This is a genomic window from Paenibacillus solisilvae, assembly GCF_042656405.1.
Lineage (GTDB): Bacteria > Bacillota > Bacilli > Paenibacillales > Paenibacillaceae > Paenibacillus_Z > Paenibacillus_Z solisilvae.
Window position 1 is genome coordinate 1 of sequence record NZ_JBHSOW010000047.1, and the last position, 22,384, is coordinate 22,384.

Genomic DNA, 22,384 nt, shown 5'->3' on the forward strand with positions numbered 1-22,384 from the left:
TCTTCCCTTCTCTTTGGTGTGTAGTAGGAGTACTAAACACTTCGAGATTTGGGGAGGTACTCCTTTTTTCATGCCCTAAAAACTCAAGCCTCGTAAGGCTTTCGGATTATGAAATTGATTCAATCAAGAAAAAATATAACCGCACGAAACGCAAGACAGGGCCCGATTGGCCTTAGAGCGGCAACAGTGATCGAGAGGAAAACGGTGGTGGGATTCCAATCATCTGTTTCTTGAAAAAGCGGGCTCCGGGTAGAGGCATCCTCCCTATGCTTGGATAGAAAACAATCAAAGAGGGATCACTCCAGACTAAGCGCATGAATAACGCGCTTCTACCGGATGATCCCTCTTATTACGTACAATTATTAAGCTTGCTTCTCATTAAGGCGCTAAGATGACAGCGTTAATATTATCGGCCATTTTCTTTAGATCCTCAACCGGTTTTTTGCCGTCAATGACGTTCTTGAAGGAGCTGTCAATGAATTTTTGCGCTTTGCTTGACCATTGTTCCATAAAGCGAACCGGCGTTTTGATTTCAGCTTTCAGCATGTAGTCGATTGCATCAGCCATTTCCGGGTGTCCGGCTTCTTTAAGCTTATCATAATAAGGTTTTGCGGAAGGCTGATAGGTAGGCGGAGCAACCGGGAACTCAGGAAGCACTTGTTCATACATTTCAGTCGCTACGAATTTAATAAGCTTGTATACGGCTTCCGGATTCTTAATTTTGGACGGGCTGGCAAAACCGATGGCATCGTAAGTCGCTACCGGTTTGTCAACGATCGGGCTTGGCGCATAGCCCCATTCCAAGTCCTTGGCGTTCCGGATAAAGTCATCCGCATACCACTGTCCTGCTTGCAGCAGCGGAACTTTACCTTCTTTGAACAGGTTGGCATAGTTGTCTGTATTCTGGCTGAATGGCGCAATGCTGCCGCTTGCAACGCCAGTCCGGTACAGGTTGACCGCTTCTTCCATTTTCGGGCTGATCGTTATTTTCTTAGCGTCGGTAATCGAATCTGCGAATGGTGTATCTCCAGCAGAAGCCGCATAGTTGGACAAGCCGAACGGATCATTCATTTGCTGCAGGTAAAGGCCGAATCTCTCACCTTTCTTAGACAGCTTCTGAGCATCCTCCATCATTTCCGCATAAGTCCATCCTGTTTTTGGCTCAGCCAATCCAGCATCCTTGAACATTTTTTTGTTATAAAAAACACCGTAGCTGTTCATTAGGCCTGGAATGCCATACAGCTTGCCGTCCACAAGCCAGTTAGGAATGATGCCAGGGTAGAAATTGTCAAAGAATGTTTTGTCTGATTCCATTTGAGACGTCCAATCGTAAAGCTGCCCGTTCTTACCGGAAATCAGCTCCGTATCATTACCGCTCATGAATACATCCGGCGCTTGATTGATCGAGATCAGCGAGTTGATTTTAGTATTATAATCGGCCAGCGGAGTAGGGAGAACCTCAACTTTAATGCCTGGGTTATCGGTTTCGAACTTCTTGACAGCCTCCTGAATGGCCGCCGTCATTTCTTTGCCTTCCCAAGTCATCATGGTCAGTTTTACTTCTTGACCGGCTGCGTTTCCATTGTTACCTTCATTGGTTCCTGCATTCGAACTATCTGTATTGTTGCTTCCGCAGCCGGCAAGCACACCGGCAGTACATACGACGGATAGTAATAAAGCGGACCATTTATTTGTTGTTTGTTTCATTGATTACGACCTCCTAGGATAGCACTAATGAGTTGCTTGAAAGTGTTAATGGTTTTCTCTATTTTTCACTCTTCCTAGCCTTGGTAAACCTCCCCTCACCCCCTTAGCAGAATAAACTTCCTTGCCCCCGACTGAACTGGATCTTTATTTCAGCCCTGAGTTATTGAGCGAGCCAAGCCCTTGCATAAAGTACTTCTGTGCCACGAAGAACAGAATGAGAAGCGGCAGCATGTAGAGCAGATTGACAGCCATGAAGTGATTCCAGGTTGTGCCGTATGCTCCGCTAAACGACGCGACCGCTACGGATAAAGGCCATAACTTTTGGTCCTGAAGGTAAACAAGCGGCGTCAAATATTCATTCCAGGAGCCTTGGAAGCTAAGAATGATCATCGTTACAACCAGTGGGATGCTCATAGGAACGATAACTCTCATCATAATTTGCAGATGATTAGCTCCGTCAATTTTTGCCGCCTCATCGTAGGAATAAGGAATCGAGCTGTAAAATTGCCGGCATAAGAAAACAAAGAAGGGATTTCCGAAAAAGGCTGGAATCAGTATCGGCCACCAGGTGTTAAACAGCCCCACCTTGGCGAACACATAAAAGACGGGAATCAAGCTGACGATTGAAGGCAGCATCATGCTGCCGATAAATAAGTAAAACCATAGCTTACGGCCAGGGAAAGGAATACGCGAGATCCCATATCCAATAAATAAGGAGCTCACGACCTGTCCGGTCGTGACAATGACTGAGATGGCTAAGCTGTTCAGGAAGACATGAGCAAATTCAACCTTTTTAGCCCCTTCGATAAAGTTGGACCAATGAAATTCATGCGGAAACCATTCCGGCGGAACCTTGAACATGCCGCCGCTGCTTTCCAGCGCAATTGTAATCATCCAAAGCACGGGATAAATCATAGAAACAGAAAGCACCAGCAGGAAGATAAACCGGATGATAGGTCCGACCTTGATTTTATTTCGCATGTTAACAGTCACGTTATTTCCAGCCATACTGTCCCTCCTTACTTGGAATCATTTTCATAGTAAACAAAGCTGCTGGAGGATTTAAATGCGATAATCGTAAACAGGATAATAAGTACGAACAATACCCACACTTGCGCAATCGCATAACCAAAATCCTGACCTTGAAAGGCATTTTTATAGATGCTGAAGTTAAGCAGCATGGTAGAAAAGTCGGGTCCGCCATCCTTGGTTAAGATAGAAGGCTGTACGAATGTTTGGAAAGCGCCGATCATACCCGTTATCAGCTGCAGAAACAGCGTCGGCGTGATCAAGGGAATCGTAACATTGAAGAAGCTGCGGAATTTACCGGCCCCGTCGATTTCGGCTGCTTCGTAGACATCATTTGGAACGGACTGGAGGCCTCCGAGAAAGATGATCATATTGGAGCCAACACCCCAAAGCGCAATAACGATCAGAGACATTAAAGCCGTACGTGAATCGGTTAACCACTCAACCGGGTTCAAACCAAACAGCTTGAGCACATTATTCGCAAGGCCAAACTGCGGTTCATAGACGAACAGCCATAGCGTGGAGGTTGCAACAATCGGCAGCACCACAGGCAAGTAGAACAAAGTCCGGAAGATCTTGATGCCGGCCAAATTCTTATTTAACAGCATGGCCAGCAGCAATCCCAGCACCAAGCCCAAGGGGACGCTGATCAACGAATACAGAATCGTCGCTTTAAGCCCGGGCCAGAAGGTTGGATCCGTCGTGAACATATATTTGAAATTAGCCAGCCCGATGTACTTCGGAGTATCAAAGCCGCTCCATTTGGTCATGGAGAAGTAAACGGATGAGAGCAGCGGATAGGCTACAAAGAATAAGAATCCTATAATTCCAGGGAGAATGAACAGATAACCCATCGTGCCATCTTTTTTCCAAAATGATTTCTTCATTTTCCTTCACCCCCATATTTACACTTTCTCTTCAACCCATTCTGCGAGAAACTGGCCAAATAAGCTGTTTGCCCATGCGAACCAGACGCGAGTAAAGATTTCAGGCTGATCGGGATCAAAGCTTTCGTGCATATAGCCTGTGCCCGCTGTTGTTTGAGCCAGCATATCCACGATTGCATCCTTCTCAGCCGCATCCGTAGAGGTTAGACCTTGAACGATAAGACCAATATGCCAAACATAACCCAGCGGCGTGTGCGGGCTGCCTACTCCCCGAGCAAATCGACCTTCGTGGTAATGCGGATTATCGCTGCTTAACACGAAAGCGCGCGTTCTTTTGTACATCTCATCATCCAAAGGCCGGTAACCCAGGTACGGAATGGACAGCAAGCTAGGTACGTTTGCATCATCCATTAAATTGTAGTTTCCAAAACCATCCGTTTCATAAGCATAAATCCGTCCATGTCTCGGATGATCTACAATGCCATAAGTTTCGATTCCGAATTCAACATCTTTCTTTAATTGAAGCGCTTTCTGGAATAGCAGCTCGTCGTTGTAGATCTTCTCAGCAAACTCCGCAATATGACCCAGTACCACAGCTGCAAACATATTAGCCGGAATCAGATAGCCGTATTTGCATGCATCGTCGCTTGGACGGAAGGCAGACCAGATCATTCCTGTATAGTTGACTTTCGTTCCCTTCCCTTGAAAAGGCAGCGTATCCGAAGGGAGCAGAATGTCTTCACGCTCGAAACTATAAGGAGATTGCGACTCATGATTTTGTTCAACCAGCATGGTATCCACAATCTTGTGCAGCATCTCATGGACAGTCTTTGTAAATACGGCAGTATCACCTGTCGCATCATAGTAGTCTTTGCATAATTGAACCGGATAACACAGCGAGTCAAGCTCGTATTTCCTCTCCCATATCCAAGGCCCCATCTTAGTTCGGTCGGTTTGATGTCCATGTCCGTTCGCTTCCTTGTTGAAAGCGTTTGCGTAAGGGTCAATAGTCAGGTACATCGCTTGACGATTGATAGCGCCCTTGAACATCGCAGCCAGCTCGGCATCCTTAGCAGCCAGTTTTACGTATGGCCTGATTTGGGCTGAAGAATCACGAAGCCACATCGCTGGAATATCGCCGGTAATAATAAAGGTTGTTCCGTCCTCAAGCACCTCCACTGTCGTGTCCAATGTATTCGGAAAACACTGCTTAAAGGATTCCACCAGCTCAGGGCGAATTTTTGATAATTTGTCAGCGGTTTCATTAATGAAGTTCGTTATTGCAAAGTTCATGGTTGTCCTCCTTCTAGATGTTGGCGGCCGATTTCCCAATGCACGCACAAAAAATATCATATACCATTCCAAGAATAACTCTCGTGAATAGTATATGATATCATTTCTTAGTATGTCAACATTACTTTTATATCATTAAATCGAAATCAATAATATTTTGCCGCGGCGGTGTTGCTCCATTCCAAAGCTTGCCCAAGATTTCTACCGCCCTGGCTCCCATGGCCTCTTCATTCTGACGCACATGCACGAATTGCGGTGCATCGAAATTATCGCTCAGAAAATCGAAGCAGACAATTTCATAATCCTCCGGAACCCGTTTTCCCATCAGTTCGATCTCCCGTTTCAGAACTCTCGCCAGATTATATTCACATGCCACGAAACCCGTTGTTGCCGGGTGGGAATGAATATAGTTCCGCAGCAATTGTTGATCGACCTGAATATTTTGGCTCTCGAAGGATTTGGGCAGTGTGCTGAACAGATTGGTTACAAAATGATCGGGGTTTAAACCAAGCCCGCGTTTAATGAACGCATTGGAAAAGCCCTTCAACCGATCCTCAAGGGTGGTAGTGTTCTCAGCAGGCGTCGATAACAAGGCGATTTCCTGATGTCCTTTATTTATTAAATAATCGGTGAGTTCCTCGCATGCTTTCTCGTTATTGGTATGAACCGAGCAAGCCGGAATGCCTCTCATATAGCGGTCTACCAGAACAAGCGGAAACCCATCAATGACTAAACGAAGGAGCTCTTTGCTGTAATGCTCGCCATGAACCGGAAAAACGATCAGGCCATCCACACCCGATTTTATCAAGGATTGTATCGCTTTCTCTTCTTCTTCCTGTTTGTCGTAGGTGAACTTTACCAGCAAGTGACAGCCTATTTCGGAGGTTTTCTCTTCAATGGTGCGAAACAAACGAAAACCGTATGATTCCGATATATCCGGCAGTAAGACGCCAATTATTCTCGCAGCCCGGGCATGCTCTTGCAAGTCAGGTTTGTCCGTATTTTCGGCGGAATGTTTCAGCGGATGAGCGATATTGGCTTCGCTGACAAAGGAGCCCTTTCCTCTCATCCGCGTAATCAGTCCCTCCTGTGCAAGGCTCTCCAGCGCTTTCTTAGTCGTGATGCGGCTGACATTGAACTGATCGGCCAATTCCTTCTCAGATGGGACACGCTCTCCCGCCTTCAATTGTCCTGTTGTAATCTGATTATATACAAATCCATAAATTTGTTCATAAAGAGGCGCTTGCATGCGGTTCTTCCCTCCGGACATGAAATGATATGTCAACTATATCATTTATATGAATAACCCGCAACCATTCCTCTCTAGCAAGTTCGGAGAAAATGGACCGAACAAAAGAGCAGGGTAACCTTAAGGCACCCTGCTCACATTAAGAGGAACGATTCTAATAATCAGCATTACCGTACTACAAATTCAAGTCCTGCCGACTCCGTAGTGGATGCATAGGAGGCGAATAAATCATTATATTGTTTAATGATTTCAGCAGCTTTAAGCTCGCCTTGATTCCATGTGCTGTGGGCATCTTGGACAACCAGCACCTCGTATCCGAGCTCAGAAGCTCGGCGACAGGTGGCAGCTACACATACATCTGTCTGAATACCCGTCATAACAAGCTTCTGAATCCCATTAGCGCTGAGCACCTGCTGAAGATTCGTTTCATCGAACGAATCAGGCTTGTATTTCTGAATAATACGATCATTTGGCTCAGGTGCAACTTCAGGATGTATGCGCCATTCTGCCGTATTCGTCGCGAGCGGCGCCCCTTCTCCTTCATTATGCTGGATATAAATAACAGGAATCCCGCTTCTACGTGCTTTTGCAATTAAATCCCGCAACCTCCCAAGCAGGACATCCCCTTCATACACAGGATCATCTTCTAGTAAACATACCTGACTGCACATCAATAACCAGCAATGCCGTATCAGCCATATCCGCTGCCAAACTCCCTTCTACCGCAATTTTTCATTCATGTTAATAAGGTGTAATCCAGATCCACAATAGCAGCATCCCGTTTAATGCGGTCTTTAATATCGGCTAACCACTTCTGAAGACGGGGCTCCATATGCGCCGGATCTTCCTTCTTATGAATCACAAGATACAAGGTAATATCCCGCAGCTTGAGGAATTGCGGGATTTCCTTCAACCATTCATTCGGGAGGGAATAGGCATCCCGGTAACCGGACCAAAAGGCCTTCACGAAGTCGCTTGCGTAAGCCTGCCGATCTCCGGTATAAGACTGCGGGACTCCCCAAGAGATGGAATAATAGAGCGGAATCGCAAGATCATGCACGAACCAGTTATACGAACAATCGTCAAAATCAAACACCGTTATCCGGTCGTCATTTACAAAGAAATTGCGAGGATGAATATCCGTATGAATAAGGCCATAACTATCAGGGTCCCGCGGCAGTGCACGCAAATGCTCTAGAATTTCTCCCAGCCGCTCTAACACAAATTCATCACCGGGAATTACAAACTGTTCCGCCGCTTGCAGAAGCTCATCATCATCCCAATCCGCTCTGGCTGCAGTATGATCTGGCACAGTATATCTCCTTGTTGCTTCATGCATTTGCCCCGTTATTGCTCCCCATCTCAATATGAGATCCATGTTCCAGTCGATCGGATTCTGAAAATCAGGGAGATGACCTTCAGCCTTCTGAAACAGACATACGGTGAAATAAGAATCACCGGTTTCGATGCGCTCCGTCATCTTGTTATGCACGGATAAGAAACTCTTCGGAATAGTAAGTCCCTCTGACGCCAAAAAGTTGATCCAGTCCAGTTCCGCAGCAACCTCTGCTTCTGAACGATGACTGCTGTGCGTCAAACGCAGGATACAAGGTTCGCCGCCCCGTTCCATTTCAAAGACGTAATTCTCAAAGTCACCGAGTTTTTTGCAGCTGCCGATGACAAGTCCAAACCTCCTTGCCCCTTCTTCCAGGACAGGTTCGCCAAAAACCGCCTCGACCTCTTTCTCCAGCTTCATTCACCTCCTCTGCCGATAAACTGGTCATTCTAATGGAAAATGACAGGCAACCTGCCGTTCGGAAGCCAGCTCCCGCAGCAAAGGCTCCTCCATTCGGCAGCGATCCTTGGCAGACGGACACCGCGGATGAAACCGGCATCCGGATGGCGGATTGGCCGGCGAAGGAACATCACCTTGCAATATAATTCTTCCGGTCTTCTTCTGCAGAGAAGGCTGCGGGATCGCAGAGAGCAGCACCGCCGTGTACGGATGCAGCGGATGGTCGAACAACGCCTCCGAACGTGCGATCTCCACCATTTTCCCCAGGTACATAACCCCTATCCGGTCCGATATATGGCGTACGACATGAAGGCCGTGAGCGATAAACAAATAAGTCAGCCCGAGCTCCTTCTGCAGCTTCATCATCAAATTCAAGACTTGTGATTGTACCGAAACGTCTAATGCCGATACCGCTTCATCAGCCACAATGAAGCTCGGATTGAGGGCGATCGCTCTGGCGATCCCGATCCGCTGCCGCTGACCGCCCGAGAACTCATGCGGATAGCGATTCCGGCGGGAAACATCCAGCCCCACCAGTTCCATCAGCTCAACGACCCGATCGTCAATCTCCTTAGACGTCATCTTCCGGTGTACACGAAGGGGCTCACCAATAAGATCCCGGACCAGGAACCGCGGATTCAGAGACCCGAATGGATCTTGGAAAATAATCTGCATCTCCTCGCGGAGCTCGCGCAGCTCCCGGCTCCTTGCCCGTTGAATGCTCCGCCCTCCGAACCGCACCTCTCCTTCCGAGGCTTTCTTTAAATTCAGCATTACGCGTGCCAGCGTGGATTTCCCGCAGCCTGACTCCCCTACCAGGCCGAAAGTCTCACCGGCACGGATACCGAAAGAAACATCATCCACTGCCTTTACATGACCAACCACACGGTTTAATAAGCCGGTCTTAATGGGGAAATACTTCTTCAAATGACTGGCTTCCACGAGATATTCGCTGCTCATGAACGATTCGCCTCCACCCTGTCTGCAGTTAACCGCTCATGGACGTCTTGGAGATTCGGTTCATTACGGCCCTTATCCATTCCACCGGTCTCATCCAGCCAGCAAGCAGCAATATGCCCGGACAATGACGACTTAAGCGGAGGTTCCTCCTTGCGGCAAATATCCATGACATGAGGGCAGCGCGGATGGAACCGGCAGCCTGAAGGTATCCTGCTGATAGGCGGAATGGCACCTTTAATCGTATATAATTCTCCTCCCCGTTTACTATGCAAACCGGGTATAGACTGGAGAAGCCCGATTGTGTAAGGATGGCGCGGCTGCTCGAAAATTTCCTGCACCGTACCTTCCTCCACGACCGCTCCTGCATACATAACTGCGATTCGATCCGCCACTTCAGCTGCAACGCCCATGTCGTGAGTGATCAGCAGCATGGACATCCCGAACTCCTGTTTTAACTGCTTAAGCAGATCCAGAATCTGAGCTTGCACAGTCACATCGAGCGCCGTCGTCGGCTCATCGGCAATGAGCAGCTCAGGGTTACATGCGAGTGCCATAGCAATGACAACACGCTGACACATGCCGCCTGACATTTCGTACGGATACTGCTTGGCCCTCATTTCCGGATCAGGTATCCCGACCCGGTACAGCATGTCCACACTTTGCAGCCAAGCCTCTTTCTTGCCCATCCGTTTGTGTATGCGAAGGGTCTCAGCGATTTGTTCCCCTACCGTGAATACCGGATTGAGCGCAGAAATCGGATCTTGGAAAATCATCGTAATCATGTTGCCGCGGATGCGCAGCATGTCGTTCTGGCTTTTGCGGACCAAATCTTCACCGTTAAAGAGCATTTGTCCGTCAATAATGACGCCGCCAGCAAAGTCGATCAGCCTCATAACCGAGAGTGCCGTTACACTCTTCCCGCTGCCGGATTCACCAACAACGCAAAGAGTCTGGCCTTTTTCCAAGTCCATGGATACACGATCAGTTGCTTTGGCCACACCCTGATCCGTTAGAAAGCCGGTGGTCAAATTCCGGATTTGGAGAATTTTTTCCGCCATTGGTCCAGCCTCCTTCTAGGGATCGTTGTTTTTCTCGGATCTAAGCCGTCCCGTATGCCGTCTCCGATAAAATTAACAGCGAGAACAACGATTAGGATACATAAGCCTGGATATAAAGCCTGCAGGGGATCAATAAGCATGAATTCCTGAGCATTGCTCAGCATCAAACCCCAGCTTGTATCCGGGGTTTGGACACCCAAGCCCAAATAAGACAAAGCGGATTCACTCAGAATCGCTCCGCCCACCATTAAAGTCGCTGTTACGATAATTGGAGCGGACGCATTACGAAGCAGATGTCGGAAGATGATTCCCCAATCAGATACACCTATTGCTTTGGCTGCTTCTACATACTGCATCTCCCGAAGCTGCAGATACTCACCGCGAACGAGCCGTGCGACCCCCATCCAGCTGGTAAAAGCAAGAACCAGAATCATATAGGACATTTTCGAGCCGAAGATCGCCAGGATCAGAATATTAAGAAACAGCGAAGGAATGGAATTCATGACATCCACAAGCCGCATCGCAACCGTATCTGCCCACCCTCCGAAATAACCTGCAACAGCCCCGATCAATGTACCGATGACAACGGATACAAAGGCAACAGCAAAACCAACCGTAAGTGATATCCGGCTGCTGTAGATCAGCCTGGAGAAGATATCCCGCCCAAGCTCGTCCGTTCCAAGCAGGTGATTATCCGTACCTGCAGGCAGATTGGGGAACATCATATTAATTCGGGTCGGGTCATAGGGAGTGATCCATTTGGCAAGAAACGCAGCAATGATGAAGATGAACAACACGACGAGACCTGAAACGGCAAATGGATTATGCACAAACTTCTTCCACGCTGTCTTCCACGGCCCTTGCGGCCTTTGCTCCGACTGGGGCTTTTGAGATTCCACCGGAAGCTTCAACGATTTATTCAGATTCCCATCCGGGAGGGAATGACCGAGATTCGCTTCACTCATCATGCCGCGGCTCCCCCTTCCCGGCCGAGCTGCACTCTCGGATCTACGATCGCATACAGAATATCAGCGACAAGATTGCCGATAACAACCAGGAGAGAAACGATTAACGTAATCGACATCAATACGGAATATTCCCTTGCAACAGCCATCTCGACGAATAAGCGGCCCATTCCCGGCCAGTTAAAGACGCTTTCAGTCAATACGGCTCCCCCAACGAGGATCGGCAAATCCAGGCCCAGAATAGTAATGATCGGAATAAGAGCGTTACGCAAGGCATGACGGAAGATGACTCTGCTTTCCTTCAGCCCTTTAGCCCGGGCCGTTCGGATATAATCTTGATTGAGCACCTCGAGCATGCTCGAACGTGCATATTTGGAGTAGGAAGCGAGAAAACCAAGTGTAAGAACAGATACAGGCAGAATCAGATGGAGAAAGAGATCGAATATATTTCCTTCTTTGCCCATCGTATACATGTCGGACAAAGGTAAAATATCCAGCTTTAATGCAAAATACTCCTGCAAAATAATCCCGAACCAGAAGGTGGGCATTGCAAATCCAAGATAAGAAATGAAAGATGAGGTCTGGTCGGATAAGCCGTATTCAACCGTGCTGTTGTAAATTCCCCATGGAACCGCAATTAACAGAGAAAGAAGCCATGCGGCTCCCATCAACACCATCGTATTTCCAACAGTCGGCCATAAGATATCTCCTACGGGAATGTGGTTTTTGAAGGTATACCCCAGATCCCCTTTCAATAAATCTCCAAGCCAAATGATAAATTGCACAGGAATCGGCCGGTCAAGTCCCAGATGGTGAGCCTGAATCTTAGCTGCTTCCGGCGATAAACCCGGCCCGAGAAACATTTGGGTTGGTCCTCCCGGGGCTGCATGAATCATCGTAAACGTTAAAATCGCAATTAAGATCAGCACCAGTATGGATTGAAGTAATCGGCGTATCAGATACTCAGTCATCATGCGTCCCCCTATTCCGGATACAAGGGAAGGGCCTCGCGGTCCTTCCCTCGTTTGCATCATCGTGTACGTGTACCATTCCTTATTTCTTGTCAGACCACCAATTGATGATATGGAACAGATATCCGTAAGCTAAAGATGATTCCGGGCGATCCTCTTCGGACCAGTGGACGGTAGTTTTGTCTACCGCTTGAGGCAGTCCATACTGATAGAGGAATACGTATGGCAGGTCAATGGATATTTCTTTTCCGATTTCATGATAAACCTTCGCGCGTTCTGCCTGATCGACGGTCAGTTGACCTTTCACCCACAGATCGTCAAGCTTTTCGTTTTTATACCAGCCGCCGTTTTGCCCTGCTGGCGGATAATATTTGGATGAGAAAATACTTTCCGCATCCGGATCAGGGTTGGAGAGAGACCATGAGAGAAGAATGGCCGGGAATTTGCCAGGTGTTATGTTCTGATCAATCCAAGTGGCAAAGTCGATGCCTTTAGGCTTCACTTCAATTCCAACGTCCTTCAGGTTCTGCTGAATGACAGCTGCCACCTGCTCGCGCCGGCTGTTGCCAGCGTTGAATTGCAGCTCGAAGGAGAACCGATGCCCGTCTTTCTCTAAAATCCCGTCTTTACCGGCTTTCCAGCCATCTTCGGCAAGCAAACTCTTAGCTTTCTCTGCATCATAGGTATAATTGACGGCTTCTTCGCCCGGATCCGCCCAGGAACCCGGCAGGAACGGCGAGTTCATTAACTGTCCGGAGCCCTTCAGCACGTTGTCAACCATTCCCTGACGGTTAAGGGCATAAGCGATTGCTTGACGCGTCTTCTGCCCTTTGAACGGCGAATATTTATCCGGGAAATTCTCATCCTTGAAATTGAATTGGACATATTCATACTGCGGGCCCGGTGCCAGAATGATGTCCAGATTCTCATGCTTCTTAACCGCATCGATCTGTGTGACCGGAATTGCTTCAGTCATCTGGACATCGCCTTTAATCAGCGCTTGAACCTCGGTGTTTTGATCCGCATACGTTTTGTAGATGATTTTCGCAATATGCGGCTTCTTTTCACCCCAATAATTCGGGTTGGCATCCAGGGTAATGTACTGCCCCTGCTTCCATTCCGACCATTTCCAAGGTCCGTTGGTAATTGTTTTGGCAGGATCGACACCGTATGCGTTGGTCTTGAGATCCTTAAGGGGCACAGCCTTGAGAATATGAGAAGGAAGCAGCGAGATGTTCAGCGAATATTGGAACGGTGCATAGATCTGCTTCAGCTTGATATCGACCGTAAAGTCGTCAACTTTGGTTACCGCGTTGATCTTGTCGTACATGCTGATACCTGGAGAGGCCGCTTCAGGATTACGAACTGTATCATATGTATAGACCAAATCATCAGCCGTGACAGGTTGTCCATCGCTCCACTTGGCATAATCCTTCAATTTGACGGTATAGGTTTTACCATCCTCGCTTATTTTGGGGAGCTCTGCAGCCAGAGACCAGGGTTCAACCGTCAAATTGGCATTGCGGTCCAAATCGTAAAGCTTAGCGAAGATGAGTGGTTCGATATCCCCCGATGCGGTATCGTTAATATAAATAGGATTAATTGAGACAATATCCGAGAATGTGCTGATGGTTAGTGTACCGCCTTCAACAGGCTGGTTTGAGCTGTCAGGGGTATTCGCCGGGGCGTTTGTTTCGTTCGTTGGCGTATTCGTGGTGTTTGAGGGTGCTGGGTCAGCTGGTTTGGTATTGGCATTCGTTGATTTGTTGTTGGAATCCGAACACCCCGCAAGCATAATTCCGACTAGAGCGATAATGGTCATTAATGAAAGCCATTTCGTACCTTTTCTCACTTCATCATCCTCCTTTATTAAGTTGTCAAAAATGGTAAAAACTACTTTTCAGGAATATATCAAATTTTCAGAAAATTCTCTACACATTTTTTAACAAATTTATAGAAATTTTAGCTTCTTTATCCCTTATTGATTACCCCATTATATTGAATACTTTCTTAACTATCGAGGGTTGACTTTTGTTACTTACTTACTATATTATATTGACGTAGACAAATAAATCATAATATTGAGGAGAGATCCATGTATGTCAACCGTATTATTTGTAAATGCACACCCACTTGATCATAGTGCTTCCTACAGTTTGTCTGTAGGCCTAGAATTTGTACAAGCCTACCGTGAGGCAAATCCGAACGATGAAGTGATCCATCTTGACCTATACAAAATGGACATTCCTCAAATTGATGCTGATGTATTCAGCGGCTGGGGTCAACTTCAAAGCGGTTCTTCGTTTGATCAGTTGAGCGCAAGTTCGCAGGCAAAGGTTACACGTTTGGGCGAGATCGTAGACCAATTCGTTGCTGCTGATAAAATTGTTGTTGTAAATCCGGTATGGAACTTCTTATTCCCGCCCGTTCTTAAAGCTTACATTGATGCGATTTGCGTCGCCGGCAAAACATTCAAATACACAGAGACTGGCTTAGTGGGCTTGGCCAGCAACAAAAAGCTGCTGCACATTCAAGCTTCCGGAAGCGTGCTTTCCGAAGGCCCATATTCCGGCTTCGAATTCAGCCACCGCTACCTGAGCGCAGTTTCCCAATTCATCGGTATTCCTTCCATTGATGTTATTTACGTTGAGGGCGTAGGCGCTTCCGCTCAAGCTCCGGCAATCAAAGCAAAAGCGATTGAACAAGCACGCGAGCTTGCAGCAAGCTTCTAATCGAACCATCCATAATATTTCATCACAAAGAGAGACGCCCTTCTCATCCAAGGTCGTCTCTTTGTTATTTCATGTGGGAATTACTCTTAGCTATTACCTGGCTGCCGGCAGTGGAATAAACGTCAGATTGATCGGAAGGTTACTTCCGGAAGCGAGCATGAATATCAATTCGACCGATTCCGCAGAAGACCCTGTCCTGTATAGGACTCCCATCTCATTTGGTGTTTTGAGTACACTGACATTCGTTGCTTTCACCAAGCTCCCATTTACAAGAAACGCGCCTGTATACATGCCTCCCCGCGCATTGACGCCAATCATCGTATTGGCCGCCACGTTCGAGAGTTTAACTCTATACAAAACGCCAAAATTACCGAGGTTATATTCCAACAGACCCGTTAAATCATCTTGTCCGGCAAGATAAAGGTCAATCTTATTGTCCCCAAAAACAAGACGCTGCGGCTGTTCGCCAATTAAATCATTGATCTCGATGGAGCGATCTGCATCATAGAAAGTTCCTCGAACATGTTTTTTGTCTCTAGCCATGTTTGGAATGGTTTCCAGTATGGCAAGCGGATCTTTGATTTCCTGCGGGACAACCACAACACGATAGCGGACCATCGAATTTGACGTCACATCCAGATAAGCCGAGAATACCAAGTTTGGCTTGATCGGAACTCGCGACATTTCAGGCATAATGATTTTGGACTCGCCTGGAAGCAGAGCCAGATCTTTAACCGGGTTATGACTGTTCCAGCTCTCCAAGTAACGTGCCGTTGAGAGCTTCCCTGTGTTTTCAATATACTGATCCGGTCCGCCCATTCCGAATGCACCCATGCCAATATGCGTGGTCTGTGCATCAAGGTTGGTTGCAACCAGATACATATTCACTGGATAACCAATGGAATTAATATTATGGAAGAGAAACCTCGTATTACCGCTTAACTGCGTATCATAGGCGATACCCGTCTCTGTCCAAGTTTCCGGACTATTGCTGCGCACCAGCTGTGCGGGCTCATGTGTTGCTGTGTATGCAATAGTGTCATAGGTCAGTACATCCGATCCAATCATATCGTATTTGTTCCCGACATCTGTGAACAGCAGATTATAATCATCTCTGGTGTACAGCACTTCATCCGTAATCGTAATCGTTTTGGTGATGCTGGCGGTCAGTCCGTGACTGTCTTCAACCTCAAGCGTGATGTTCTTCACCCCCGGATCGAAGAATACCTTCTCTTTACCCGTCCATGTCGTGCGGACAATTGCATTCTCATCATCGGTGCTCTGCTCCGTAATCTGCACCTCTTCGCCAATCCGGTAGCTGTCCTTATCTGTGACGAAATCTGCAACCGGCGGTTGGTTAGCCTGCAATACCGTAATCGTTACACTGTAAGGAGCACTCCAGTTCCCCTGTTCGTCCATAACCGAACGAGTAATCGTATGTACGCCCGGTTCCATGAAAATATCTTCACGGCCTTCCCAACGTTCATCCACATAATGAACCGGATTATCGCTTGATTGCACATCTTGATAGGTTACTGTAGTCTCCCCTGCATAAATGACTGACGGCGTCACGATAAAAGGCACTTGAAATTGATTATTCCAAGAAATAACGGTATCTTTACCGACATTGCTGATCTTACTCTCCGTTAGCTCCGCCCAGCTGCGCAGAGGGATCATAAGGGCGTTCTTCAGAACAAATGTAGGATATGGCCCTTTATATGCTTTTCCATTTACCAAGGCAATCACATCGTTGGTTTTGAAGCGAATTTCCTTGTAATTAGATTTAGCAATGGTTTCCCTTGTTTTCACATTGTATGAGAGCTTGTAGCCGTATGGGCTGGCAATACCGTTCAATGCGACATAATACGTTCCGTTCTTAATCGTAAGCGGCTGAACAGCTTTAATTTCCTGACCGTTATAAATCATACTAGTGCTGTTTTTCTTGACGACCAGTTGGTTCTGCAGCAGTTGATCAGTTGGCTGTACCGCTGCCGGCTGAGGGCTTGCCGGCGCCTGCCCTGCAGGCTGTTGTTGGCCGGCTGGCTGGACATCCTCAGCCGAAGCGCTGCCTGCGTGAATATTGGCTGCAGTAATTATCATCGAGCAAAGTAAGATCCATTTTAAAGACGACTTTCTTAACCCCTTTACCATCATCAACATGCTCCTTCTACGTTCGACTGTATATATGTTCATTTCTTTAACGCTCCCCCTTGGATGAAAGTTGCGATAATAGAATAAAATAACATTTTGTCAGAATAAATAGATAATTTTACCTGAACAAATCCATCTTATAAACATGCAGCACAGCCGTTTTGCTCCGGACTAGGATCGTCAGCTTCCACGCATATCTTGTTCCATATCATGGCGAAAACGACAAAAAAAGGTACTACAAGAAGTAGCACCTTTCATCCATCCGCATAGCTTTCAGCCAATTTACATTCACTTACCGCTTGCGATTTCGGTCAAACGTTCCTTAATCCGATCCCGGACAACACCGCCATGGAAGGTAATGACAGTCTCAATATCCATATCAATCAGCTTCTCAACAGACTTGAGCGCGGTTTGCATATCTGGTGTGAACCTCGGATTCGGGGGCATAAGAACACCGTTCTCGGAAGTAAGCGCATCTCCGGTTATCAAGGTTTTGGTGGGCTGATGATACAGACTGATATGATCCGGTGTATGTCCCGGAGTGAAGATCACTTGAATGCCTCCGCAATATGGCAGGACATCCCCGTCCTGCAGCGTAACATCGACCTTCGTTGCAGGGACCTTAATCCCCCGCTTAATAATCGGCACCTCACCAAGTATGTATGGCTTAGTCAGTTCATGTGCAAATACCTCTATGCGTCCTTCCGCTGCATGTACGAGTTCATGCAAGCTGCCTATATGGTCCAAATCCTGATGCGTGATGATGACTTTCGTCAGCATGTCCAAGGAAAAAGAATCCCTGAGCAGGCCTTCACGAATGACCTCTAACTGCCCCGGGATATTCGTATCCACCAGAATGACATCCTTCTCATCCCATAATAAAGCCCCATGAAAGACAAATGAATGCTCGCCTGCGTTAACTTCCCATACGATATCTTTGATTCCTGCTTGCTCAGCCATCAATCCTGCACCTCCAATAATGATGTTATCTCTCTTACTATTGTATAGGCTACATATCCTGAATTCAAATAACCTGCTGGGACAGGGTTAACTTCGATCGTCCCCATGACTTAACAGACCATAAAAGAATTACTTAGCCAGTTCTTTAATAATCCGATGATTGGTCTCTTTATCCTTGAATATCTCCATTTTGCCGCTTCCTTCTGACAGCAGCTGAATATAAATCAGGATGGATTCCGTTGAGATATCCTTATTGATATTCCCTTCCCGCCTGCCCTCTTCTCACGCCGGGATCTGCCCTTATAGAAAAAAAGCGGGAACCAGCTTAGATGCTGCGTCCCGCTTTATATTTTGGCTAAGCTAACTGCCGGAATACTGCTGCTCTTCGAGTAACGGTCGGCATAGGAAGAGGCTCCATATGAATCCGGCTTGATAACGGGCACCCAGCCCAAGGATTCAACGCGATTAACCATTTCCGTCACGAAGAATGCGGTTTTGCTTTTGATTTTATCCTGGCCGGCATCAATGTGAATCGATACGTCAAATGACGCGCCCTGATAGACAAAGGGCATGATGATGTCCTCAAGCTGATTTCTCTTCCGCTTGTCAAAAAAGCAGGCAATCTCCTCGCTTAGACTGGTTTCTGTGGACAGCTTCTCACGTACAGACATGATCTCACGCGGAATGATAACCTGCCGGTAACAGGCCCAAGCTCCTTTACTCTCGCGGCGTATGATGATGCCGGTGATCAGCTTCGTAAACCCCCGGTGTACTTGACCGTCTGTACCGATGACGAGTGTGTAATTCGCATGAGGTTCCTGCCTCATGAAAGCATCAATGCGTGAATAAACGGCACAGAGGTCCATATGGCGCTCTGTTGTGTTCGTAAATTCCATACTGTGAATCCATGGAATAATCGGGTTTCTTCTCATTAGGATCACCTCTACTTGTGCGGGTTACCTTCCTTTCAGAATAGCATTTTCTCAAAGCTCTTTTCTTATGTATATGGCAATTGAAACGGGATTCGAACCTTTGCCGGCTGATTCATCATCTGAATCCAAAAAAGCTGCCCACCCGCGCATAGCGAAATGAGCAGCTTTTCTTATATTTGCCGGTATAACCTAAGGTTGATTCACAATTTCTTTAAGTTCCGACCAAGAAGTAAGCCTTGGAACATCCAGATGTTTATTGTAGGAGCGGTCCTTGACATAAATCTTCAGCGGCAGTTCGGATAAGGTCTGGAGCACATTCGGTTTATCGTCAAAATAATAATCCAACCCCAGATCACGGATTATATGTACTTTCTCCGAGTCGCTCATCCCGCAGAAGAAATGATGATTTTGGACAGGGAAGCCGTTTTCATGCAGCCACTGCCTGGTTTGTTCGCAATGCTCCTTCGGTCTGGCCGTTATATAATAGACCTCGTGCCCTTGCCTCGCTAATTCTTGCAGAGCTTCTACTGCTCCGGGGAACGGCGGACAAGAAGTAAAATATATTTCTTTCCGCCACTTGGACCACATGGCCTTCCCTTCTTCCGGGCTTAGCCCAAAAGGCTCGTGAATTTCCATCGTCGAAAGCGCCTCAAATACATCCAAGCCGATTTTTTTATTCAGCTTCTCATTATAAAGATGAAACGCATGCTGTCTCAAATCAATCAGTGTATCATCTACATCAAATCCAAGCTTCATCCTGTTCCCTCTTTCCATGCCTATTCATCCAAACCATTATACCCTCTAAGCCATGCATCGCAAAATAAAAACAGACAGCCCGGGTCAGGTTGACTAAGCGGGATTCCGAATGCTTTAGATTAAATATCTGAGGATCAGATAGACACTTGCCATTGCGATAGACAGCAGCATGAGCGGAAATCCGTATTTCATATAATCCAGGAATCGAATCGGATATCCTTCTTTGCCTGATAGACCTGCAACAATTAAGTTCGCGCTCGCACCGATCAAGGTTCCATTTCCTCCCAGGCATGCACCCAGAGCCAAGCTCCACCATAAGGGTTCAAGGTCGGTTATCCCCCTGCCGCCCATTTCTTGAATCATTGGAATCATCGTCGCTACAAACGGAATGTTATCCAAGAAAGCGGATGCGATCGCACTGATCCATAGAATGAGCATGGAAGCAGCCAGCAAATTGCCATCAGTCAGGGCAATTGCCTGCTCGGCTAATTTGGCAATCACTCCGGTTTCTATTAAACCTGATACAAGCACGAACAGACCGACGAAGAAAAATATGGTGGTCCATTCAACTTTGGTAAATGCGCCTTCCATCCGATGTTCGCCGGTAAGGAGCAGCAGCAGAAATGCACCGGATAACGCAATAATTGCTGACTCCAGGTGCAGCGTCTGATGGAGAAAGAACCCGATAATCGTAAGCCCTAAGATGACGATGCATTTGATCAGTAATGGATGATCATTGATAAGCTCTTTCTCATCGATATTCATGATGCTCTGGATACGATCCGGTGTCGTCTTCAGCTTCTTGCGGAAGATCAAAACAAACAGCGGGACATAAACGATCATGATAAGAACCACGATAGGCGCAAGATTAGTAATGAAGGCCAAGAACGTCAGTTCTTTAACCGCGCTGCCAATCATAATATTAGGCGGATCCCCGATCAGCGTTGCTGTACCGCCGACATTGGACGCAATAATTTGTGTGATGAGATAAGGAAATGGCGGCACACGCAGCTGCCTTGTAATGCTAAAGGTCACGGGAACCATGAGGAGCACGGTCGTTACATTATCCAAGAAAGCCGAGCCTGCTGCCGTAATAAGCGCAAGAGCAATCATAATTGGAACCGGTCTGCCCTTCGCCTTCTTGGCTGCCCATATCGCAATATATTTAAATAACCCCGTCTCAGCTGTAATACTCACAATAATCATCATACCGATCAGCAAGCCAAGTGTATTAAAATCGATATGATGAATAGCTGTTTCCTGATCAACAATTCCGAATAAGACCATCAGCAAGCCGCCTAACATGGCGACAATCGTACGATGGATTTTCTCTGAAATGATAAGTCCGTAAATAATAAGAAAAATACCAATTGCCACTGCTGCTTGCTGCTCCATATCATAACCCCCAACCCGTATTCTTTACTGCTGGACTAGCCGATATTCCCATGAACTGCTCCCGGATTTATCGCATACAGCTGTTTCTCACATAACCAACCCCTCTTCGAAGCACAACAAAAAAAGAGCCTCATAATTCATGGGCTCTTCGAAAAACGACAGAAGGAGCCCGTGAATGACAGGCTCCTCCAAGTCATGCTTATTTGATTCCTTTTATTATAGCCGACAATTCACGGAACCACAATGATTTTAAATATCGGATTAAATATCATTTCTTGGAAAAAATAGCAGTGAATGAATTTAATCAATAGGTGGTTATCATGCATACTACACTGGGCATTCTATGTGTTTTCGCGGCTTGCAGGTGGGGGGATTGGCGAAACTGGAGGCTTTATTACTCAACAATCCTGTTCATGATTATTATGGATCTGATCTACAACTTCCTCACCTATAGGTTCAGTATGTGGGAGTTTGAAATTTCTTTTGATGACCGGCTATTCCCTAATCATACAATGATCTCATTCGTTTTGGATTTTATTTGTTTTCCTGCTACGATACTCATTTATCTGGGAAATTATCCAAGCAAGAAGTCGCGTCAATTTCTATACATCGCATTCTGGATCGGCTTGTATTCATTGATTGAATATATCAGCCTTATCGGGTGGAAAGGAATCTCCCAGGAAAAAGGAACCAGCTTACATGACCCGAAAACAGGGATAACGGCAAAACCATCGGTAGAGGAGTAAACTGGCTTGCAGCGTTAGCAAGAGCGTGACAAACGACCAGTACCAGGACCAGTGAATATACTTGATTACATTCGTATGACGCTCGAGCCAGAGCTCTGTTACCGACAATACCGCAGGGAAGAACAGCATGTATCCAAGGCGCATCCACAGCTTGAACCTGTCTGGATAATGCAGATTATAGATGACGCTGATGACTGGAAAAGCAAAAAATTCAAACGTAAAGCTGGAATTTATTGCCCTGGCAAAGAGCCGGCTGGGGTATTGAATGAGTTCAAACTCCACCACCAGTAAACCAAAAACGGTGGATAGCAGCAGCATGAATAAGAAGCTGATCCAGGCTTCACGAATTTTTGCTTTTGGAACCAGAGTCAACAGCAATACCGCTCCAATCACCCATACTGCAAATTCTACGATGTAATCATAATTCAGCATCCCGCTCACCCCTTGTGAGCTTAGTTTTTCCCTATCACCCATAAGTATTCGGCAGCTGAAGATGTATAAAAAAAGCATTCGGCGGAAGATTAAAGCTTGTTGTTATCAAACAAAGGAGGTGTTATCCTTGGTCAAACAAACCAATAAGTTGTCCAAAGCGGATGTACAATCCACCGAATCCAATAAATTGCCTGTTCCCGGTGTAGAAGATACCGAGTTCTCAGCAGAGGAAGCGGCAGAGGCATTTGAACATAATGAATCTTCCGCTCAAGCTTCCGAGCAGGAAGAGCAGGAAGAGCAAGAATAGAGCAGATTGACCAGGACGAGGCCGTTTCCGATCGGGAATGAGCCTCGTTTTTTAATAGG

The 22,384-nt window shown here is 46.8% G+C and carries 21 protein-coding genes; 3 read left to right on the forward strand and 18 right to left on the reverse strand.

Going from position 1 to position 22,384, the window contains the following annotated elements:
* Nucleotides 1-378: 378 nt before the first annotated feature.
* The 12 genes from ACFPYJ_RS13775 to ACFPYJ_RS13830 all read right to left on the reverse strand — a co-directional run bounded on the left by ACFPYJ_RS13775 (nucleotide 379) and on the right by ACFPYJ_RS13830 (nucleotide 13,736).
* Nucleotides 379-1,707 carry an ABC transporter substrate-binding protein gene (locus tag ACFPYJ_RS13775; RefSeq protein ID WP_379188730.1) on the reverse strand — a complete coding sequence of 443 codons (1,329 nt, stop codon included), beginning with the start codon at nucleotides 1,705-1,707 and terminating at the stop codon, nucleotides 379-381.
* 144 nt (nucleotides 1,708-1,851) lie between these two features.
* On the reverse strand, nucleotides 1,852-2,715 hold the full coding sequence (locus tag ACFPYJ_RS13780; RefSeq protein WP_379188731.1) for a carbohydrate ABC transporter permease: 864 nt from the start codon (nucleotides 2,713-2,715) through the stop codon (nucleotides 1,852-1,854).
* 11 nt (nucleotides 2,716-2,726) lie between these two features.
* The gene (locus ACFPYJ_RS13785; RefSeq protein ID WP_379188732.1) at nucleotides 2,727-3,623 is read right to left on the reverse strand and encodes a carbohydrate ABC transporter permease; all 897 of its coding nucleotides are present in this window, start codon (nucleotides 3,621-3,623) and stop codon (nucleotides 2,727-2,729) included.
* A gap of 18 nt (nucleotides 3,624-3,641) precedes the next feature.
* Nucleotides 3,642-4,916 carry a glycoside hydrolase family 125 protein gene (locus ACFPYJ_RS13790; RefSeq protein WP_379188733.1) on the reverse strand — a complete coding sequence of 425 codons (1,275 nt, stop codon included), beginning with the start codon at nucleotides 4,914-4,916 and terminating at the stop codon, nucleotides 3,642-3,644.
* A 127-nt stretch (nucleotides 4,917-5,043) separates the two neighbouring features.
* A complete protein-coding gene (locus tag ACFPYJ_RS13795) occupies nucleotides 5,044-6,165 on the reverse strand; it encodes a GntR family transcriptional regulator (protein WP_379188734.1) in 1,122 nt (373 codons plus the stop codon).
* A gap of 167 nt (nucleotides 6,166-6,332) precedes the next feature.
* A complete protein-coding gene (locus tag ACFPYJ_RS13800; protein WP_379188735.1) occupies nucleotides 6,333-6,800 on the reverse strand; it encodes an isochorismatase family protein in 468 nt (155 codons plus the stop codon).
* A gap of 101 nt (nucleotides 6,801-6,901) precedes the next feature.
* Nucleotides 6,902-7,921, reverse strand: coding sequence for a phosphotransferase enzyme family protein (locus ACFPYJ_RS13805; RefSeq protein ID WP_379188736.1), 1,020 nt, complete (start codon nucleotides 7,919-7,921; stop codon nucleotides 6,902-6,904).
* Nucleotides 7,922-7,945: 24 nt separating this feature from the next.
* Nucleotides 7,946-8,920 carry an ABC transporter ATP-binding protein gene (locus tag ACFPYJ_RS13810; RefSeq protein ID WP_379188737.1) on the reverse strand — a complete coding sequence of 325 codons (975 nt, stop codon included), beginning with the start codon at nucleotides 8,918-8,920 and terminating at the stop codon, nucleotides 7,946-7,948.
* On the reverse strand, nucleotides 8,917-9,978 hold the full coding sequence (locus tag ACFPYJ_RS13815) for an ABC transporter ATP-binding protein (RefSeq protein WP_379188738.1): 1,062 nt from the start codon (nucleotides 9,976-9,978) through the stop codon (nucleotides 8,917-8,919). Before ACFPYJ_RS13815 ends, ACFPYJ_RS13810 begins: the two co-directional genes overlap by 4 nt.
* Nucleotides 9,945-10,943, reverse strand: a complete 999-nt coding sequence (locus tag ACFPYJ_RS13820) for an ABC transporter permease (RefSeq protein ID WP_379188867.1) — start codon at nucleotides 10,941-10,943, stop codon at nucleotides 9,945-9,947. The genes ACFPYJ_RS13815 and ACFPYJ_RS13820 overlap by 34 nt, the downstream gene beginning before the upstream one ends.
* Entirely contained in the window at nucleotides 10,943-11,914 is a 972-nt protein-coding gene (locus ACFPYJ_RS13825) for an ABC transporter permease (protein WP_379188739.1), read from the reverse strand. The genes ACFPYJ_RS13820 and ACFPYJ_RS13825 overlap by 1 nt, the downstream gene beginning before the upstream one ends.
* Nucleotides 11,915-11,996: 82 nt before the next feature.
* Nucleotides 11,997-13,736, reverse strand: coding sequence for an ABC transporter substrate-binding protein (locus ACFPYJ_RS13830; protein WP_379188868.1), 1,740 nt, complete (start codon nucleotides 13,734-13,736; stop codon nucleotides 11,997-11,999).
* Nucleotides 13,737-14,013: 277 nt separating this feature from the next.
* On the opposite strand from ACFPYJ_RS13830, the gene ACFPYJ_RS13835 reads away from it, so the two are divergent.
* Complete coding sequence (locus ACFPYJ_RS13835; protein ID WP_379188740.1) at nucleotides 14,014-14,646, forward strand: FMN-dependent NADH-azoreductase; 633 nt, start codon at nucleotides 14,014-14,016, stop codon at nucleotides 14,644-14,646.
* Nucleotides 14,647-14,739: 93 nt separating this feature from the next.
* On the opposite strand, the gene ACFPYJ_RS13840 is transcribed toward ACFPYJ_RS13835, so the two are convergent.
* From ACFPYJ_RS13840 to ACFPYJ_RS13860, 5 genes are all read right to left on the reverse strand, one after another.
* On the reverse strand, nucleotides 14,740-16,839 hold the full coding sequence (locus ACFPYJ_RS13840; RefSeq protein ID WP_379188741.1) for a stalk domain-containing protein: 2,100 nt from the start codon (nucleotides 16,837-16,839) through the stop codon (nucleotides 14,740-14,742).
* A gap of 246 nt (nucleotides 16,840-17,085) precedes the next feature.
* Nucleotides 17,086-17,757 (reverse strand): MBL fold metallo-hydrolase, encoded by a 672-nt coding sequence (locus tag ACFPYJ_RS13845; RefSeq protein WP_379188742.1) that lies wholly within the window; start codon nucleotides 17,755-17,757, stop codon nucleotides 17,086-17,088.
* A 344-nt stretch (nucleotides 17,758-18,101) separates the two neighbouring features.
* Entirely contained in the window at nucleotides 18,102-18,689 is a 588-nt protein-coding gene (locus ACFPYJ_RS13850) for a ribonuclease H-like YkuK family protein (protein ID WP_379188743.1), read from the reverse strand.
* Between the two features lie 189 nt (nucleotides 18,690-18,878).
* A complete protein-coding gene (locus ACFPYJ_RS13855) occupies nucleotides 18,879-19,445 on the reverse strand; it encodes a 5' nucleotidase, NT5C type (RefSeq protein WP_379188744.1) in 567 nt (188 codons plus the stop codon).
* Between the two features lie 114 nt (nucleotides 19,446-19,559).
* On the reverse strand, nucleotides 19,560-20,840 hold the full coding sequence (locus tag ACFPYJ_RS13860) for an ArsB/NhaD family transporter (protein WP_379188745.1): 1,281 nt from the start codon (nucleotides 20,838-20,840) through the stop codon (nucleotides 19,560-19,562).
* A gap of 320 nt (nucleotides 20,841-21,160) precedes the next feature.
* Here ACFPYJ_RS13860 and ACFPYJ_RS13865 point away from each other — a divergent pair, with 320 nt between their 5' ends.
* Nucleotides 21,161-21,586, forward strand: coding sequence for a CBO0543 family protein (locus ACFPYJ_RS13865; protein ID WP_379188746.1), 426 nt, complete (start codon nucleotides 21,161-21,163; stop codon nucleotides 21,584-21,586).
* On the opposite strand, the gene ACFPYJ_RS13870 is transcribed toward ACFPYJ_RS13865, so the two are convergent.
* Nucleotides 21,536-22,018 (reverse strand): CBO0543 family protein, encoded by a 483-nt coding sequence (locus ACFPYJ_RS13870; protein ID WP_379188747.1) that lies wholly within the window; start codon nucleotides 22,016-22,018, stop codon nucleotides 21,536-21,538. The two genes, ACFPYJ_RS13865 and ACFPYJ_RS13870, sit on opposite strands and share 51 nt — an antisense overlap.
* 118 nt (nucleotides 22,019-22,136) lie before the next feature.
* Here ACFPYJ_RS13870 and ACFPYJ_RS13875 point away from each other — a divergent pair, with 118 nt between their 5' ends.
* Nucleotides 22,137-22,325: a hypothetical protein gene (locus ACFPYJ_RS13875; RefSeq protein WP_379188869.1), complete on the forward strand. Its 189-nt coding sequence runs from the start codon at nucleotides 22,137-22,139 to the stop codon at nucleotides 22,323-22,325.
* The last annotated feature ends 59 nt before the right edge of the window (nucleotides 22,326-22,384 follow it).